This is a genomic window from Imperialibacter sp. (genome assembly GCF_040222815.1).
Classification (GTDB): Bacteria; Bacteroidota; Bacteroidia; order Cytophagales; family Cyclobacteriaceae; genus Imperialibacter.
In genome coordinates, this window is sequence record NZ_JAVKCH010000015.1 from 248,235 (window position 1) to 265,686 (window position 17,452).

Sequence of the window (17,452 nt, forward strand, 5' to 3'; positions counted from 1 at the left end):
ACTAAAACTTAAAGTTGTAGGTGATCGAGGGAAAGGCGGCACCCAAAATGGCCAGCTTGTAGGCCGTTGGTCTGGCATCGGCCGTGTCTTTAAAGAAAACGCTGTACGCATTTTTTCTCCCGTACACATTGTACACAGCGAACGTCCAGCTACTCTCCCAAAGCTTCTCTATCTTCAGGCTGGTGTCGAGCGTGAAGGCGAGATCGAGCCTGTGGTAGTCAGGAATTCGGCCATTATTTCTCTCCGTATAGTTGCCCACAAGCACGCCGTCGAAAAGAAAGCCATTTTCAGGAACGGAAAAGGGTCGCCCGGTAGAGTAGGTAAAATTAGAGCTGATCGTCCATCTTCTGGTCGCCTTGTAGCTACCCGACAGCGTCAAATCATGGGGCTTGTCATAGTACGAAGGAAACCAGTTGCCTTTGTTGATGGTGGATTCCCTGTCAGCGCCTTCCATTTTCCTGAGCGTTCTTGAATAGGTGTAGCTAGCCCACCCATTCAGTTTGCCTTTGCTTCGCTTCACGAGCAGCTCAAGGCCATACGCCATGCCCTTACCCTGAATGAGTTCCGTTTCTAAGGTAGGGTTGAGCACCAGATCGGCCCCATCCTTGTAGTCCACCAGATTATTTATGTCCTTAAAGTATACTTCAGCAGAGGTTTCCCATGTATTGTCTTCATAGTTTTTGAAGTAGCCGATGCTATACTGGTCAGCTATCAACGGCATTAAATAATAGTTGCTTCCCATCCAGATGTCATACGGCGTAATCGCTGTCGTATTCGACACCAGGTGGATATACTGATAAATCCGGTTGTAGCTGGCCTTCAAAGAAGTCTCCTCATCGAGGCTATATCTGAGAGACAGCCGGGGCTCCAGACCTGAATAGGTTTTGATGGTTTCATTGCCCGAAAACTGAAGAGTATCCGTCAGCGTCGATGTCCTTCCTGGCCTTTCTCCAGCATACACAAATACGTCGGCTGGGCCATAGCTGCGGTACATTGAATACCGAAGCCCCACCATCACTGACCAGGTCTCGTTCAGGTTAATTTCGTCGTTTGCATACAAAAAACTTTCCTGGCTTTGCTGCTCCGGCAAAGCAACAGGAGTAATCTGCGTGTCAGCATTTATGCCACTTCGATGGCCTGGCTTGAAATCATAAAAAGTGGTGCCGCCTCCAAATTGAAGCGTCTGCCTTTCGGTGTACTTGGTTACATCAGCCTTTACATCAAGCTGCCCCACGCCACTCGAAACCTTGTAGGGGTCAGTCAGCTGAAGATCTCCCAATTGGTATTGATAGTCGCTGTAAGCCACCGATAAGCCGCCAAGCAAATTTTCCGAAAACACATATCCCAATTCCGCTGAACCGAGTCCGTTCTGGTAGTCAAACGACGACTCGTTAGCAATGGTGAAATTGTCTTTGCTTACATAGCCGGAGGCAGTTAATGAAAGCCGGTCTGATAGCGAAAAGTCCAGCTTGCCCGACAAGTCCCAGAAGCCGGCTTTGTTCCCAACAAGCTCCTCCACTTTTATGAAAGTATCGAAAAGATAGTTGACATAAGACTTACGGGCCGCCACAATAAAGCTACTCTTGCCTTCTTTGATGGGCCCTTCAACCATTAGTCGGCTTGCCACCAAACCGATCCCCCCTTGCGAGCCAAATTTTTCCTTGCTGCCAGACTTTTGCTTTACCTCCACCACCGATGAGGCCCTGCTACCCAGGTTAGCTGGGATACCTGCTTTGTAAATGGTCACGTCATCAGTGGCATCCGGGCTGAAAATAGAAAAGAAGCCAAAAAGGTGGGAGGTGTTGTACACAGGCGCTTTGTCAAGCAAAATGAGGTTTTGATCGGCAGTGCCACCCCGCACATTGAGCCCGGTAGTGCCCTCACCAACGGTACTCACACCAGGCAGCAGTGTAAGCGATTTGATAATGTCGACCTCGCCCAAAAATGCGGGCAGTTTTTTCACATCTTCCACCTGTAGCTGCACAGTGCCCATCTGAATACCCTTCACGTTAATATCCGGAGCCTGCCCAGCAATGGTAACGCCCTCTAGCTGTATCGTCTTTTCATAAAGGTCTAACTGAAATTCCCCCGGGCCAAAAACAAACATCCGCTTGGCCTCCTGCTGAAGGGTTACGTGGCTCACTCTCACATGATAGTCACCAGGCAAAAGCTGGAGGCTAAACCTACCCGCAGCATTCGTCACTGTTCCACTGCCCAGCTCATCCACATAAACGCTGGCTCCAAGAAGCGGTTCGTTGGTTTGACCATTTCGAATGGTGCCTCTCACAGAAACGGTGGTACCCGAAACAGCATTTGTAGAGTCGCCAACGACGATAAAGTCGGTGTCCTTGAGCCCCGCCAGGTTCAGCGTAGAAAGCAGGTCGCTCCTGAGATAAAGGACTACATTATAGGCGTCATAAAAATGATAGTTGAGTCTTGTGTTCGCTGTCCAGTCTTCCAAAGCCGACCGTAGCGAGGCGCCGGAGTACTCGCCTGAAACACGCACATTTTCAAGCCACGCAGGGTCGTAGAAAAACTTAACAGATGAATTTGCTTCAATTTGACTGAGCACGTCCGTCAGTAATTCGCTGTCAAATTTTTCATCAATCCTTACGTCGGAAATCTGCTGCCCAAACGAATAAAAAGATGAAAAAATGAATACGGTTAGCGTTAGTAGTAGAAATCGTAGCATCCAATTATAATTACCCTTTCTGAACAAACCTGCACACCTAGTCCCTTACTAGACACAATCAATTGCCGCTTCGCCTCATCCTCGGGTCTCTTACCCTTTGCGTTTTCAGGAACAACACCAACGTCCCAACAAGCTCTTCAAAATCATCAAATTCCCGGTTATCTCCAAGATCGATATTCCAGTCGTCGGCGAGAAAATCGAAAAGCCTGGAAGGCAATCCGTCCAAATACTCGCCAACGGTGCTATTGAAATAAAGCTCGCCAACCGGTACTTTGTAAATACCTGAAATGGCGTTAGCTAAGCTGATAAGAATGTCGTTCGGAGTAAATTTATTTCTGTAGAAATCAATACGGCGTTCAAATTCAATGGTGCCTCTTTCGAAAATAGTGAACTGAGTAGCCATGCCAAGCTCATCAAAAGTATAGCGGCAATGGTGCCGAAGGGCACCAAGTTTAAATCCATAGGATTTAGCAAACAATGATCTGCTGGAGTAGACTTTAATTATCCTAAGCTCCTGATAATCGACTTCCCCCAGGCCCTTATCAAAAAAGCCTCGGTGAAAAGAGCTGTTAAGTACTCGATCCGGAAGATCCGGTAGTGCCATGGCTTGCTGTTTCTCGTCTAAATGTACTAAAAGAGTGGCAGCAACCTAACAATCACTAAAGTAGTTGGTTAGCAATGTTTGCCAGTTCAGACCTTTCTCCTTTTTCCAATGTAACGTGGGCGTAAAGAGGGTGATCTTTGATGCGGTCGATCAAATAAGATAGTCCGTTACTTTGGGAGTCGAGATAGGGAGTGTCTATTTGGTAAATGTCTCCCGTAAAAATAATCTTCGTGTTTTCGCCTGCCCGTGTAATGATTGTTTTCACCTCATGGGGAGTTAAGTTCTGCGCCTCGTCAACGATAAAGAAAATGTTGGAAAGACTCCGGCCCCGGATATAGGCCAGCGGCGTAATCACCAGCTTCTCCTGATTCACCATATCCGTTATCCGGGAGTATTCCTTATCTGACTCGCTGAACTGGTTTTGGATAAACTTAAGGTTGTCCCACAGTGGCTCCATGTAGGGGTTCAGCTTCGATTTGATATCACCCGGCAGGTAGCCAATGTCTTTGTTGCTCAGAGGAACGATTGGGCGGGCCAGGTATATCTGTTTGTAGTTCCGTTTCTGCTCCAGCGCACCTGCCAACGCAAGCAAGGTTTTGCCTGTGCCAGCCACCCCGGTGATGGACACAAGCCTTACCTCAGGGTTCATAATAGCGTGGATGGCAAAGGTCTGCTCCGCATTGCGGGGCTTGATGCCATACACGGGCACTTTATCCACCTTCTCCACATTCTTTGAGTTGGGATTGTAGGTGGAAAGAATCGAGTTCTTATCGCTTTTCAGAATGAAGTAGTTATTGGCAGTGGGCTTAACCCCCTTCAGAATCTCCTTTCTGTCAATCACATTCTCTTCATACAACTTACTGATGTGGTCGGGGTCTATGTTCTCGATGATCGACTTGCCTGTATATAGATCGCTTACATTCTTAATTTTGCCGGTTTCATAGTCTTCTGCCAGCAATCCCAGCGACTTGGCCTTCAGCCTCAGGTTGATATCCTTGCTGACAAGTATCACCTTCTTCGTTTTTTCCTCCCTTTTCAATGTCAGAGCGGCGTTCAAAATCTTATGGTCTGCTTTCGGCTCATCAAACACCTTCTCCGCATCCACCTCCGGGTTGCTCTGCATCACCACTTTAAACTTGCCCTTTGTCTTGCCGTTCAGTGGAATCCAATCCTGTAGCATGTAATTCTCCGACAACGTATCTATCAGCCTGATGAACTCCCGGGCCTCAAAATTCTTGGTGTCGTTCCCCTTTTTGAAATTATCAAGCTCTTCCAGCACGGTAATGGGGATGGCCACATCGTGCTCTGCAAAGTTCATGATTGAGTCGTGAGAATAAAGAATAACTGATGTGTCGAGTACAAAAACTTTCCCTTCCTTCGATGCTTTAGCCATGTGTACTTTATCAAAAAAACCAACAATACAAGTTGCTCTAAGGTTAATGATAAATGCCTAAATCTCTAAGTTAACTTTATAAAAAATTTGTCATTTTTTTTGACTTCACTCACTGCTCCAGACCACCTTGATTGGCCACAGAAACTCTTATCTGTCAGTGGCATAGACATGTACATTCCTTTTCTTTAGGTATTAAGTGAAGGCTCAAAAGCTCTCCTTCAGCGTGAACAAATCGCCTTTTTCGAGGGGTTGAATTGTTAGCACATTGGCAAGACACAACCGCACCAATGTTCTGGAAGCAACGATGCCGGGAATTTTCGCTATGGATACAAACTCAGAAAGGGTAATCGTCTTGTTGAATTTGAAATGCTCCATCAGCTTTTTTTCATTCTCACCATAGGTAAACTTGATGTTTTTTGTTCGCCGACTCCGCTTCAAAATTTGGCGCATCTCATCACTGGCCTGAATACTTTTGTCACCCACTCTGATATAGGCCTTGCCAAAAGCTTGTGTCGTGTCGGCAAGAGCATAATGCGGGCGCCTTCTGCTTGGCTTGATGAAATAATAGAGCACCCCCAAGTTGTCATCAATGGGCACTATCTCCGACTTATAGTCAAGAGTTGGTCTGCACAACTCATCAATCGCCTTTTTCAGCAGGTAATCATGCTCTTCCGCATATTTTAACCCGGGAATGCCCCCCTCATCGCTAATGCCAACAAGTAAATAACCCCCATCGGCATTGGCAAAGGCCACAATCTCCCGGACAATCTTTTCAGGATGGGCTACCTTCCGTTTGAACTCTATCTGCTGACCCTCTCCCCTCCTAACAAGTCTCTTAATTTCCTGAAGTGACACCGGCATGATACAACTGAATCAATATCAGCCCCAATATTATGTATTAAAATCGTCATCCTCATCATCTCCTCCACCAGGGCCAGGCATGCTGAACATGCTGCTCAGCAAATCTTTGAAAGACGTGCCTGTGGCCAGGTGGTGCTTGGAAAGCTGGCTGAATTCAGCCAGGCCATGAAGAGCGAACTCCATCAAAAAGTATTTCAGCTTGTCGTCTGCCTGCTTATGGTATTCCTTCACCAGCTCCTTTAGTCCGGGCACTCCCTCAAGCAACTTGCGATGCTCCTTCTCAGCAGACTCATTTAGCAAGTCGACCATATTGCCCTCGCCAAACCAATCAGTGATCGCCTTGTAAGGGTTGGTGGCATTTCTTTTCTTTCTTATTTCTTCCGGATTTGGGAAGTAAAGCAAAAACTGGCTCCTGATCGCCTTGCCCACCAGGTTCTGTGCCACTATACCAGGGCCCTCCTGCTCGCCTTCGTATACGAGCTCCACTTTTCCAGTAATAGAAGGAAGTACGCCAACAAAATCGCCCACTCTAACATTGGTGGACTTCTCACCGTTAATCAGTGCCCTTCTTTCTGCCGAACTGTACATGTTTTCCATGGCAGAAATAGTCAATCTGGCCGACACACCACTCTTCGCATCCACATATTCGCTGGAGCGGGCCTCAAAGGCAATTTGCTCGATCAAATTTTTGGCAAGCTCTCCGGCACTGACAATATCCAGCTGCTCTTTCAAAACCCTTGCTTCCTGATCGGTTATCTTCCGTCCTATCTCAATAGATTTAGGGTAGTGAGTAATAATCTGGCTGTCAATCCGGTCCTTCAGCGGCGTCACTATACTTCCCCGGTTGGTATAGTCTTCAGGATTGGCCGTGAATACAAACTGAATATCCAAAGGCAGTCTTAGTTTAAAACCACGAATCTGGATATCGCCCTCCTGAAGGATATTGAAAAGCGCAACTTGTATCCTGGCTTGTAAGTCAGGAAGCTCATTGATCACAAAAATCCCTCTATGCGACCTTGGCACAAGTCCATGATGAATCACTCTTTCGTCCGAATAGGGCAGCTTCAGCGAAGCAGCTTTTATCGGATCCACGTCTCCAATCAAGTCGGCAATGGTCACGTCGGGTGTTGCTAACTTCTCTGTATATCTTTCATCCCGGTGCAGCCAGCTAACGGGCGTCTTGTCTCCGTGCTCAGCCACCAGGTCTTTGGCAAACCTCGAAATCGGGTTCAGGGGGTCGTCATTCAAATCTGCTCCCTCAATCACCGGAATGTATTCGTCGAGCAGCTCGATCATTTGGCGGGCCATTCGTGTCTTGGCCTGCCCCCTTAGCCCGAGGAAGTTAATATTGTGCCTCGATAAAATGGCTCTTTCCACATCAGGAATCACCGTTTCTTCATAACCCCATATCCCTTCAAAAACGCTCTTTTTGGCTTTGAGCCTGCCGATCAAGTTGCGCCTGAGCTCGTCCTTGATTGATTCGGGTTGGTAACCACAAGCTTTAAGCTCGCCGAGTGTATGTATTTTACGTAATTGTGCGGAGGAGAAATCCCTATATTTCATTTGTGTAAATTTTGTTTTTCAGCGGCCAAATGGAATAGCCCAAGTCCCTTTGAGAATGAAAATTGCTTTATGTAAATGACTTTCTTCATTCCGTTAGATATGGCATTCGTTACGGCTATTTCATTTGTGCGTGCGAATTTTCTGGTTGGTTAAAATCTTTTCTTTTTGTTCCGGCGGTAATCTTCAAATATGAGTTCGCCAAGGCCCTTGAGGCTGCTGTAGTAAGCGTTACCGTTGTTCACCATGGTAAACTCCTTCACAAATTGCTTTAAATATGGGTCGGAAGCGATCATGAAGGTGGTGATAGGGATATTGAGTTTGCGGCAGGCAGCCGCCAAATCCAATGTTCTGTTCAGAATCTTTGGGTCAAGGCCAAAGCTATTCTTGTAGTACTTAATGCCTTGCTTGATACAGGTGGGCTTCCCGTCTGTGATCATGAATATCTGCTTGTTCTTATTTTTTCTTCTCCGTAGCAAGTCCATTGCCAACTCGAGCCCGGCAACGGTGTTTGTGTGGTAAGGCCCCACGCTAAGGTACGGCAAGTCCTTAATGTCAATCTGCCAGGCATCGTTGCCAAACACGAGTATGTCCAGCGTGTCTTTTTTGTATTTGTGCATGATCAGCTCAGAGAGCGCCATTGCCACTTTTTTTGCCGGCGTAATCCTGTCTTCTCCATACAAGATCATCGAGTGGCTGATGTCGATCATCAACACAGTGCTGGTCTGCGTCTTGTATTCTGTTTCAACTATCTCCAGGTCGTCTTCAGTCAGCCTGAAATCCGAAAACCCGTGGTTGATTTGTGCATTCTTTATAGAATCGGTAAGTGAAATCTGCTCAAGTGTGTCGCCGAATTGAAAATCTCTCCTATCAGTGCCGGGTTCATCTCCGTTACCCGGCATGGGCGTGGCGTGATTTCCCTTGCCCGATTTCTTCAGCTTTCCGAAAATTTCTTCCAGCGAATTTTTTCGAATAGCCCTTTCCGATTTGGCTGTTATCTTAAACTCACCGTCTGGTGTCTTATCAGTAATAAACCCTTTGTTCTTGAGGTCATCTATAAAGTCTCCTATGCCGTAGTCGGGATTTGTGATGGAATATTGCTTGTCGAGGTTGGTCAACCAACTCAAAGCCTCCGAAACATCCCCCGATGTAATCACCAGGAGCTGATGGAAAATGTTGAGCAAGTTCTCAAATTCTGTCTTCTCTTTGTCCTTGGAGGGTATATAGTCAGTAAAGCGGTAGCCTATCATGTGTTCCTTTTCGTTATAACCATTAACCAACAATTAAAGTTATTGATTCAGTCCTTAACACAAAATAACTTGTGCTGCTCGAATCGATGGTCATAATAATTTGTATTAATTAAATATTAAATTGAACTTTAAATATTGAATTAATATTTTTCTCCTTGAATAATTTTGAATACTTAAAGTAATGCTTTAACTTATTTATCCCATTTGAGTATTATAATTATGAAAGGTAGAAGAAGATTCTTTTTTACACTCGTTAAAGACCTGTTCTACAAGTTTTTAGCGCATTCAGATCAAAAAGGTACTGAGACTAACAAACACCACCACTATAGTACACATTGACTATTGGTGAATGTTTAACTTCAAAATGAAGGTCGCTTAGTGCGGCCTTCATTGACTACTTTTTTGGCAACGTTCCAAACACAAAATCCCAAAATGGGGATGAAACGCCGAACCCACGGTCGTCGTCCTTGTAGTGGTGTATGCCGTGGTTGACCCACAATACCTTCAGAAAGTTTTTCGGTGGTTGATAGGCATGTATGGCATAGTGCATAAAGGCATAGGTCACATACCCAAGTAAAAAGCCCGGAACAAACGCAAATGCGTATTGTTGCATCGGAATCCAGAAGATCACAAAAAGTACACCTCCTATCATTAATGCGCCGGTCGGCGGCATTACAACCCTTGATTTATCCTTAGGATATTCGTGATGAACACCATGCAAAGTGTATTGAATGGCATTCTTGATCTTGTTAGTCGGTGCCATATGAAACACAAAGCGGTGCAACAGGTACTCAGCCAGTGTCCAGCTGAAATAGCCAGCAGCAAACAAGCTGGCAATTTGAGTGATAGAAAACCCCAATTCCCTGGCCGACCAGTACAACAAAAAAGCGGCTATTGAGCAGAGTATCCCAAGTGTTACTGAATAGTGGGCCCTTGTCAGTCTTTCAAGAACAGGGTTTTTAAAAAGCTGCGTGGTGCCACTGTTGTTCGGTTTTACCTTCGATCTAACGCTTGCAGGCATTTTTCCTTACTTCTTATCCCAACAAAAATTTATTTTTCGCTCGAAAATTGGCTCGATTTACAACAAAATTCCCACCTCCTTAAATTCCACTATACCGCACTTATTTTGAAAGATTCCACGATTTTGTTATAAAATGATTCATACATGGGAAGAATATTGGTTATGTCAAACTCCTTAGCACGCTTAAGTGCACCTTCCTTGAAGCTGGGTAAGTTTTCGTCCTTCAAAATGTGAAGCGACTTTTTAGTCATGCTTTCGATATCACCTATATCACAGGTAAACCCGGAAACACCATCAATATTGAGCTCTGTAAGGCCGCCTGTATTTGAAGACACCACAGGGACTTCGCATGCCATTGCCTCCAGCGCTGCCAAACCGAAGCTCTCCTTTTCCGAAGGCATCAGAAACAGATCCGCCACTGACAGCACTTCCTCCACGTGGTCAAGCTTACCCAGGAACCTGGTGTCTTCAAACGAACAAGTTTCACGGCAAAGTGCTTCTGCCTTACTTCTTTCGGGACCATCACCCACCATAAGAAGCTTCGCCGGCATCTCCTTCCTGATGCCAATGAAGATTTTTATCACATCCTCTACCCGTTTTACTTTCCTGAAATTGGAAGTGTGTACAACCAGTTTCTCTCCATTGGGGCATATAGCTTTTTTGAAGTGATCCTTCTTTTGCTTCTTGAATCGCTCGAGGTCGATAAAATTTGGGATTACCTCGATCTCCTTGGTGATAGCAAAATGCTCATATGTTTCATCCCGCAGCGAGCTTGAAACAGCTGTTACCCCATCGGACTGATTGATCGAAAATGTAACCACGGGCTCATAGGATGGGTCCTTGCCAACCAGCGTAATATCAGTACCATGCAGTGTAGTGATCACCGGTATTTCGATCCCCTTGGCTCGCAGTATCTGCTTTGCCATGTAGGCAGCCGACGCATGAGGAATAGCGTAGTGCACATGCAACAGATCCAACTTCTCGAACTGCACAACCTCTACCATCTTACTGGCCAGCGCCAACTCATAGGGCGGATACTGGAACAGGGGATATGACTGCACGTCTACCTCGTGGTAGAAAAGATTCTCATTAAAGAAATCAAGTCGTGTGGGTTGTGAATAAGTAATAAAGTGAATCCTGTGCCCTTCTTTGGCCAGGGCCTTTCCAAGCTCGGTGGCCACCACTCCGCTACCACCAAAGGTGGGATAACATACTATTCCGATGTTCATATCTCTTGCTAACTATTCACCGGAAGTAAGCTGCCAACCTAGCGACTGATAGATTACGTCCTGGATTCTTGTACGTATATTAGTTTCTACGAGTTTGTTATTCTGAGCGTCCGGATGAACCCTGTTGGAAAGGAAGATATAAATCAGTTCCATTTCCGGATCTACCCACACCGCCGTACCAGTAAACCCGGTATGGCCATAAGTAGTTTCAGAACTCCAAAAAGAAGTATTATTTCTCGTAAAAGAGAGGTCTTTCATGTCCCAGCCCAATGCCCGTGGAGCATTGTTGGACAGGCGCTGAGTGAACAAGTCAACTGTCTTATTGTCAACATATTGCCTGCCTCCGTAATAACCTTTTTGCAGGTGCATTTGAAGCAAAATCGCCAGCGAATTGGCATTACCAAACAGGCCGGCATGCCCGGCTATTCCACCCATTATTGCTGCGTTTTCATCGTGCACCGTTCCCCACACCATGTTTTTTCTGAAATAGAAGTCGAGCTCAGTTGGTGCGATCGACTGGTAAGGATAACTGCACAAAGGCTGGAAACAAAGCCGATCCATACCAAGAGGCTTGTACACCTCTTTGCTCACAAACTCGTCGAGTGGCATTCCGGCAACTTCCTCCACTAGTTTTTGGATGATCATGAACCCAAGGTCACTGTATTTGTAGGTGTAAACTGAATCTTTTGGCCCCAAAGTCATTAAATCTGTCTGCAAGGTCCATCGCCAAACAGAGTCCTTCATAGCCGGAGTTGAGTACATGCCGGGCAGAATCTCCATGGAAAATTCTTCGCCAGCGGAGGCGTTGAAGAACATAGGGTCAAGTATCTTCTTTCTCTTACTTTCGTAGGATCGCTGCCAAAAAGGAATGTAAGGCTTGAGCCCGGCCTGGTGAAGCAGCACATCCTCCACAATCAGCCTCTCTTTGTTTGTGCCTAGCGTACTTTTGATGTAGGCTCCAAGGTTGGATTTAATATCGATCTTTCCCTGATCCACCAAAATCATCAACGCCTGTAAAGTAGCACTCACCTTGGTTAACGAAGCAAGGTCATAAAGTGTCTCGTTGGTAACAGGCATCAGGCTGTCGTAGCTCAGGTAGCCAAAGGCCTTTTCGTAAAGCACCACGCCACTTTTGGCAACTAAAATCTGGCAGCCTGGAGTGGCCTTATCTGTAATAGCCTTTATCGCAATGCTGTCCACCACATTGAGCCCTTTAATAGTCCTCATCCATGGCTCTCCATACTTTAATCTGGCCAGCGACTCTGTTGAAGATGCATTGGCAAAAAGCTCTTTCGACCCATTCCATTTGCCTGAGTAACCATAGGCACCAAAAAGAAGCTGTGGTGCCAGTCGCTCCGCCTGTTCACCGTCCACGGGGTGGTAGCTTATGCGCTGAATACCTGCAAACAACTCAAGGTTTTCGCTCAATCCCAAAAGCACCAGCGTAACCTTCGTCCGCTCTTTTTGCAGCTTGATCAAAAAACCCAGCAGCCTGGATTGCTCCTCGTGGCTTAGGGCATCGAACCACGCCAGATCGATAGCGGCGATATAATTGTCGAAATGAGCGATTTGCCAGGCTGGCATTTCTGAGCTCATCAGCCCCATGGGAAAGGCAAATTCTGTTACCGAAGCATACTTGTGCATATGCTCAAGAAAATCCTTGCTAACGTCGCCAAAAGAAGATGTTGCAAAGGATTGATTTTCCAGTTTTTTGAACGGAATCAAGGCCTCAGCATTGGCAAGAAGCGTGGCAGACTTCAAATTCAGTTGAAAAGCAAATGACCTTTCGGCTGCGTTGCCTGCGGCTGCCATAACCTCCTCAGGCTGGCTTCGGAGCAGGAGCCGCTGCAACTTCCATTGCGAAATTTTCCCGGCAACTGCTTTTTGTTTTTTGTGTTTAATCTTGGCATCGGCAAGCCTTGCTGACTCGTGAAATGCCTGCCCTGGCGACACGAAAAGAAAATCAGCAACAGGGTTTTTCAAGTCTTGACTCCAGGCCTTTTCTGAAGGGTAAGAGGCGAATGTAATTGGATGGTAGCTCAACTCCTTAGCCAGGAATTTAGTCGCTTCGTAGCCGTTTTCGAAAGCCACGGGCTGGTTTTGGAGAGAACTAATATTGACCCCCCTAACTTCGGCATCCTTGTACAGGCTGAGTTCTTCCGTTAAAGGAAGCCTTGGCTCGCTAAACGCACTGGATGAGAAATTACCGACAACATCAATCCCCCCTTCGGTAAGACCTTTCAGGTAAGCAACGGCAGACTGTTTTACCGCTTCGGGCTCCTCCCCATAGCCTTGCCAAAAAGAAAGCCGAAAGAGGTCTACCATCACAAAGTCAATGCCTACAGCACGTAAGAGCACTGCGTCACGTGAGGCTGCCGTACGTATCAAGTCGTCGTCCGCCACTGCTGCCAGCACCGACGGTGGCGTGAGCCCAAGGTTGCGATAGGTTTTTTGATCAGCGGCACTGAGATTGAGCCCTATCAGCAGCTGCTGCGGTGTCCCTCCTTCAACCAAGGCGATATGGGCTGCAATTTCGGAAAGGGAGTGGTGCGACTGATATAAAATACCCCCCAGTTGATTTTGATTCAAAAACTTTACAACAGAGTCGTTTTGTGATCTTCTATCAACCTCCTCCAGTGTTAACATCCACCTCTGTGTTACTATTTCACCGAAAACTTCCTGCTCACCCCATGCATACGCCCCGCCACCGAGGTGCATCAGCGCCAGGCAAAATAGTGTTATTGAGGCCGGGTAAAGTTTTTGGAACATTGATCTTTTGATCTGTGTTAATCCTAAAATATAACCTAACTTTGTTTTAAAACGTAAAGAATTTATTCGCCCTTCTGCACACAGTAGCAAAAGCGGTACCAAATTTTGAAGAACGGAAGACCTGCTTTATTATGAGAATTCCTTCAATTATTCGCCTGCCAAGGTATAAGAACTTTGATTATACACCAAGACACTACGATCCTGTCAAGGAAGATATCGAAGAGCGCACCAGAAAAATAAAGAATGAGATGAATGAGGATGCCGAAAGTGGCACTACCTCCAGCATTGCCGGAGCATTCAGAAGAAAAACGGGCTCATCGTTTACGGGCACCAATTATTCCACGTCGCTCCTCCAACTCGTCATTGCTGTGATCCTGCTCGGCGGGTTTGTCGGCTACCTTTTTTATGGCAATCAAGTATTTTACTTCTTAATGCTGGGTGTTCCTGTTTACCTTTACTTTCGCTTCAGAGGTATCTTTTTCAAAAAATAGCAAATGAGTGATATCATACGTCTCCTTCCTGAGTCGCTAGCCAACCAAATAGCGGCAGGAGAAGTCGTACAACGCCCCGCATCGGCTGTCAAAGAATTGCTGGAAAACAGCGTAGATGCTGGAGCCACTTCTATTCAATTGATCGTGAAGGAGGCTGGCAAACAGCTGATCCGGGTGATCGACAATGGAGCTGGTATGTCAGAAACCGACGCCCGCATGAGTTTTGAGAGACATGCAACCTCCAAGCTAAGAACGCCCGAAGATCTCTTCCGGATCCAAACAAAAGGATTTCGGGGTGAGGCCCTCGCTTCCATTGCTGCGGTGGCTCAGGTTGAGCTCAAAACAAAAAGAAAAGAGTCGGAGCTGGGCTCATTTATATGCATTGAGGGGTCGGAGATCAAAAAACAGGAGCCCTGTGTAACACCCCAGGGCAGCACCGTATCGGTAAAAAACCTTTTTTTCAACGTACCTGCCAGGCGTAATTTCCTCAAGAGCAACCCGGTGGAAATGCGCCATATTATTGATGAATTTCAGCGGGTGGCGCTGGCTCATCCCGGCATCGCATTTTCCCTTCATCAAAATGACCTCCCGGTATATCAGCTGGAGGAAGGAAAGCTATCGGGCCGGATCATTGGGCTCTTCAACAAGAATTACAGGGAACAATTAGTGCCGGTGGATGAAAGCACCGACCAGATCAAAATCCATGGTTACATTGGTAAGCCGGAGTTCAGCAAGAAAACCCGTGGCGAGCAGTTCTTCTTTATCAACAATCGCTACATCAAAAACAATTATCTGAATCACGCCCTCACAAGTGCGTTCGAAGGACTTTTGTCGGCAGACACCCACCCGTTTTATGTGCTTTTCATCGACATGGATCCCTCCAAAATCGATATCAATGTGCACCCGACAAAAACAGAAGTGAAGTTTGAAGATGAGCGGTTGATATATGGGGTGGTAAAATCTGCCATCAGGCAGGCACTTGGCGCACACAACATTGCCCCTTCGCTGGACTTCAATTACGACGTGAACTTCGAGTCTATCACCCGCTCCAAGCTTAATTTTGATGAGTTAAGCCAGGCGAAAAGACCTATGCCAACCGGTTCGTCGGCTTTCAGTTCCCCGTTGAGTAAAAACAACGCAAAGAACTGGGAAAGACTCTACGAAGACGCCAACCTGGAAGCCCAATATTCTTTTGAAGAGGTGAAGAAAGAGGGAGCTGCCGGTGCGGAACCTATTGTTAAAACTTTTGCCAGCGACGCAACGCCAGAGGAACCCACGCAGGAGATTCAAGCTTCCGTCCTTGAAGCAGAAATCAATCCACCGTTTCAGCTTCATAAAAAATATATTTGCAAACAGGTGAAATCAGGCTTGCTGATCATCAATCAGGAGCACGCCCATGAAAGGATACTCTTCGAAAGGTTCACCTACCACCTCGAAAAAGGACAGGCCGCTTCGCAGCAATTCCTTTTTCCGCAGCAACTCAACCTCAATCCTTCCGATTATCAATTAGTGATGGAAATGGAAGAAGAAATGAAAGCACTGGGATTTGTTTTCAGTATATTCGGCCAAAATACCCTCGTGATCAACGGCATGCCTGCCGAACTTTCGGGCTCCAACGAGAAGGAAGTGCTGGAGGGGTTGATAGAACAATTTAAAGTTTATAAATCTGAATTGAGTATAAATCGTAAAGAGAATCTGGCGAGGTCTATGGCCAAACGCACCGGGCTCAAAAATGGGAAGATGCTTAGCAACGAAGAAATGGTTTCATTGATCGATCAGCTTTTTGCTTGCTCCCAACCAAACTATACTCCCGGAGGCCAGGCAACCATGTACATATTGGGCCTTGATCGACTTGCCAGTTTCTTTAATGAATAGACGCCTATGTTCAACCTGACACCCATGGTGAAAAACCTCCTGATAGTAAATCTGGTGGTGTTTTTTTTGGAAAGTATTTTAAAAATGGACTTCGCAGCCACATTTGGGCTACGGTATATTCTGGCCGACTCGTTTGCGCCATACCAGTTCATTACCTACATGTTTGTGCATGGTGGCTTTATGCACCTGTTCGGCAACATGTTTGCCCTGATCATATTTGGCAACATGCTGGAGCGCTTTTGGGGGCCGAAAAAATTTCTCTTCTTTTATATGGTCACTGGCATCGGTGCCGGTGTTTTGTATGCTGCGATCGACTATATTGAAACTTCGGCTGTGTCAAATGATGCGATGGCCTACCTGGCCGACCCTGACCCGGAAGCATTCAACCTGTTTGTGGTGCAGCATGCCAGCCAGTACTACGAAAGCCTGATTAGCTTCATCGATGCTTATGTAGAAAACCCGAACAACCCGGAGTATATCAGCCAAAGCAGGGTATTTGTGCAGGACCTTATGGGGAGGATTGAAAACGTGCCCATGGTGGGGGCTTCTGGAGCTGTTTTTGGGATTTTGATGGCCTTTGGAATGCTCTTTCCCAATACGCAACTGTTTTTGTTATTCCCTCCCATACCCATCAAAGCAAAATATTTGGTATTTTTCTACGGGGCTTATGAATTGTATTCGGAGCTAAACCGTTCTCAGGGGGACAATGTCGCTCACCTGGCCCACCTGGGTGGTATGCTCATCGCATTTATAGTGATTAAATACTGGCAAAAAAACTCCAGCAAATTCTATTAGAAGACTATGTACGGAAACGGCGGACTTTTCGACGATTTTAAAAATGCCTGGAGCAGGCCTAATAACGGGCTGATCCAGCTCATCATGATCAACGTGATTATTTTTGTAGCGCTGATCATTTTCAAAGTGATACTGGTATTGTCGGGCAACACTGATGTTTATCAGGTGATTCTTCGCCAGTTCATGTTGCCAGCATCCATTGATAGTTTCATAGTCAAACCATGGACGTTGCTCACGTATTTCTTCACCCATGAAGGTTTCTTTCACATCATCTTCAATATGCTCTTTCTTTTCTGGTTTGGAAAGATCATTGTGGAGTATCTCGGAGATCAGCGTGCCATTTCCATGTATGTGATTGGTGGCATTGTGGGAGGGCTTTTCTACATACTTATTTATAATCTTATCCCCTACTTTCACGAAAGAGTGGCTGGATCGGTCATGCTGGGAGCTTCTGCTGGTGTTTATGCCATTGTGGTAGGAGCCGCCACGTTCATGCCCAACTACACGTTTTTCCTGCTCTTTCTAGGGCCTGTTAAAATCAAATACATCGCCATCTTCTATATTCTTCTTTCCTTTTCACAAACGATTGGTGCCAATGCGGGCGGCGAACTTGCTCACCTTGGAGGTGCACTAATGGGCTTTATCTTCATTCGTCAGCTCCAACGAGGCAATGATATAGGTACGCCAGTGGTCAGTGTGATGGAGTGGTTCAAAGGCTTATTTAAACCCTCACCAAAAATCAGGGTAACTCATAAGAGCACAAAATTTACCGGAGCGAAGAAAGCTTCATCATCCAATACTAAATCCGATCAGGATGAAATTGACGCCATCCTCGACAAGATTTCGCACTCTGGATACGAGAGCCTCAGCAAAGAAGAAAAGCAGAAGCTTTTCAACGCAAGTAAGAAATAG

At 46.2% G+C, this 17,452-nt stretch carries 13 protein-coding genes; 4 read left to right on the top strand and 9 right to left on the bottom strand.

Annotated elements, in window-relative coordinates; genetic code table 11:
• Position 1 precedes the first annotated feature (1 nt).
• The 9 genes from RIF36_RS05570 to RIF36_RS05610 all read right to left on the bottom strand — a co-directional run bounded on the left by RIF36_RS05570 (position 2) and on the right by RIF36_RS05610 (position 13,379).
• Complete coding sequence (locus tag RIF36_RS05570) at positions 2–2,692, bottom strand: TonB-dependent receptor (protein WP_350078279.1); 2,691 nt, start codon at positions 2,690–2,692, stop codon at positions 2–4.
• Between the two features lie 58 nt (positions 2,693–2,750).
• Complete coding sequence (locus tag RIF36_RS05575) at positions 2,751–3,296, bottom strand: hypothetical protein (RefSeq protein WP_350078281.1); 546 nt, start codon at positions 3,294–3,296, stop codon at positions 2,751–2,753.
• 55 nt (positions 3,297–3,351) lie between these two features.
• Entirely contained in the window at positions 3,352–4,689 is a 1,338-nt protein-coding gene (locus RIF36_RS05580; RefSeq protein ID WP_151998098.1) for a PhoH family protein, read from the bottom strand.
• Positions 4,690–4,893: 204 nt separating this feature from the next.
• Positions 4,894–5,550, bottom strand: a complete 657-nt coding sequence (locus RIF36_RS05585; RefSeq protein ID WP_350078283.1) for an AlbA family DNA-binding domain-containing protein — start codon at positions 5,548–5,550, stop codon at positions 4,894–4,896.
• A 30-nt stretch (positions 5,551–5,580) separates the two neighbouring features.
• Positions 5,581–7,113 (bottom strand): sigma 54-interacting transcriptional regulator, encoded by a 1,533-nt coding sequence (locus RIF36_RS05590; RefSeq protein ID WP_350126101.1) that lies wholly within the window; start codon positions 7,111–7,113, stop codon positions 5,581–5,583.
• Positions 7,114–7,262: 149 nt separating this feature from the next.
• Entirely contained in the window at positions 7,263–8,360 is a 1,098-nt protein-coding gene (locus tag RIF36_RS05595; RefSeq protein WP_350126104.1) for a vWA domain-containing protein, read from the bottom strand.
• Positions 8,361–8,754: 394 nt separating this feature from the next.
• Positions 8,755–9,381 carry a sterol desaturase family protein gene (locus tag RIF36_RS05600; protein WP_350091823.1) on the bottom strand — a complete coding sequence of 209 codons (627 nt, stop codon included), beginning with the start codon at positions 9,379–9,381 and terminating at the stop codon, positions 8,755–8,757.
• 89 nt (positions 9,382–9,470) lie between these two features.
• On the bottom strand, positions 9,471–10,610 hold the full coding sequence (gene bshA, locus RIF36_RS05605) for an N-acetyl-alpha-D-glucosaminyl L-malate synthase BshA (protein WP_350149321.1): 1,140 nt from the start codon (positions 10,608–10,610) through the stop codon (positions 9,471–9,473).
• A gap of 12 nt (positions 10,611–10,622) precedes the next feature.
• Positions 10,623–13,379 (bottom strand): serine hydrolase, encoded by a 2,757-nt coding sequence (locus tag RIF36_RS05610; RefSeq protein ID WP_350126110.1) that lies wholly within the window; start codon positions 13,377–13,379, stop codon positions 10,623–10,625.
• A 131-nt stretch (positions 13,380–13,510) separates the two neighbouring features.
• Here RIF36_RS05610 and RIF36_RS05615 point away from each other — a divergent pair, with 131 nt between their 5' ends.
• Genes RIF36_RS05615 through RIF36_RS05630 form a run of 4 tightly spaced genes read left to right on the top strand, consistent with a single transcriptional unit; the run spans position 13,511 to position 17,452 of the window.
• Positions 13,511–13,870: a hypothetical protein gene (locus RIF36_RS05615; protein ID WP_151998092.1), complete on the top strand. Its 360-nt coding sequence runs from the start codon at positions 13,511–13,513 to the stop codon at positions 13,868–13,870.
• Positions 13,871–13,873: 3 nt separating this feature from the next.
• Positions 13,874–15,745 (top strand): DNA mismatch repair endonuclease MutL, encoded by a 1,872-nt coding sequence (gene mutL / locus RIF36_RS05620; RefSeq protein ID WP_350126113.1) that lies wholly within the window; start codon positions 13,874–13,876, stop codon positions 15,743–15,745.
• Positions 15,746–15,751: 6 nt separating this feature from the next.
• Positions 15,752–16,540, top strand: coding sequence for a rhomboid family intramembrane serine protease (locus RIF36_RS05625; protein ID WP_350078297.1), 789 nt, complete (start codon positions 15,752–15,754; stop codon positions 16,538–16,540).
• Positions 16,541–16,546: 6 nt separating this feature from the next.
• A complete protein-coding gene (locus RIF36_RS05630) occupies positions 16,547–17,452 on the top strand; it encodes a rhomboid family intramembrane serine protease (protein ID WP_350119135.1) in 906 nt (301 codons plus the stop codon).

Excerpts from the sequence above, each read along its gene's own strand:
- RIF36_RS05570 (WP_350078279.1), bottom strand. The coding sequence starts at position 2,692 with ATGCTACGATTTCTACTACTAACGCTAACCGTATTCATTTTTTCATCT.
- RIF36_RS05575 (WP_350078281.1), bottom strand. The coding sequence starts at position 3,296 with ATGGCACTACCGGATCTTCCGGATCGAGTACTTAACAGCTCTTTTCAC.
- RIF36_RS05580 (WP_151998098.1), bottom strand. The coding sequence starts at position 4,689 with ATGGCTAAAGCATCGAAGGAAGGGAAAGTTTTTGTACTCGACACATCA.
- RIF36_RS05585 (WP_350078283.1), bottom strand. The coding sequence starts at position 5,550 with ATGCCGGTGTCACTTCAGGAAATTAAGAGACTTGTTAGGAGGGGAGAG.
- RIF36_RS05590 (WP_350126101.1), bottom strand. The coding sequence starts at position 7,113 with ATGAAATATAGGGATTTCTCCTCCGCACAATTACGTAAAATACATACA.
- RIF36_RS05595 (WP_350126104.1), bottom strand. The coding sequence starts at position 8,360 with ATGATAGGCTACCGCTTTACTGACTATATACCCTCCAAGGACAAAGAG.
- RIF36_RS05600 (WP_350091823.1), bottom strand. The coding sequence starts at position 9,381 with ATGCCTGCAAGCGTTAGATCGAAGGTAAAACCGAACAACAGTGGCACC.
- bshA (WP_350149321.1), bottom strand. The coding sequence starts at position 10,610 with ATGAACATCGGAATAGTATGTTATCCCACCTTTGGTGGTAGCGGAGTG.
- RIF36_RS05610 (WP_350126110.1), bottom strand. The coding sequence starts at position 13,379 with ATGTTCCAAAAACTTTACCCGGCCTCAATAACACTATTTTGCCTGGCG.
- RIF36_RS05615 (WP_151998092.1), top strand. The coding sequence starts at position 13,511 with ATGAGAATTCCTTCAATTATTCGCCTGCCAAGGTATAAGAACTTTGAT.
- mutL (WP_350126113.1), top strand. The coding sequence starts at position 13,874 with ATGAGTGATATCATACGTCTCCTTCCTGAGTCGCTAGCCAACCAAATA.
- RIF36_RS05625 (WP_350078297.1), top strand. The coding sequence starts at position 15,752 with ATGTTCAACCTGACACCCATGGTGAAAAACCTCCTGATAGTAAATCTG.
- RIF36_RS05630 (WP_350119135.1), top strand. The coding sequence starts at position 16,547 with ATGTACGGAAACGGCGGACTTTTCGACGATTTTAAAAATGCCTGGAGC.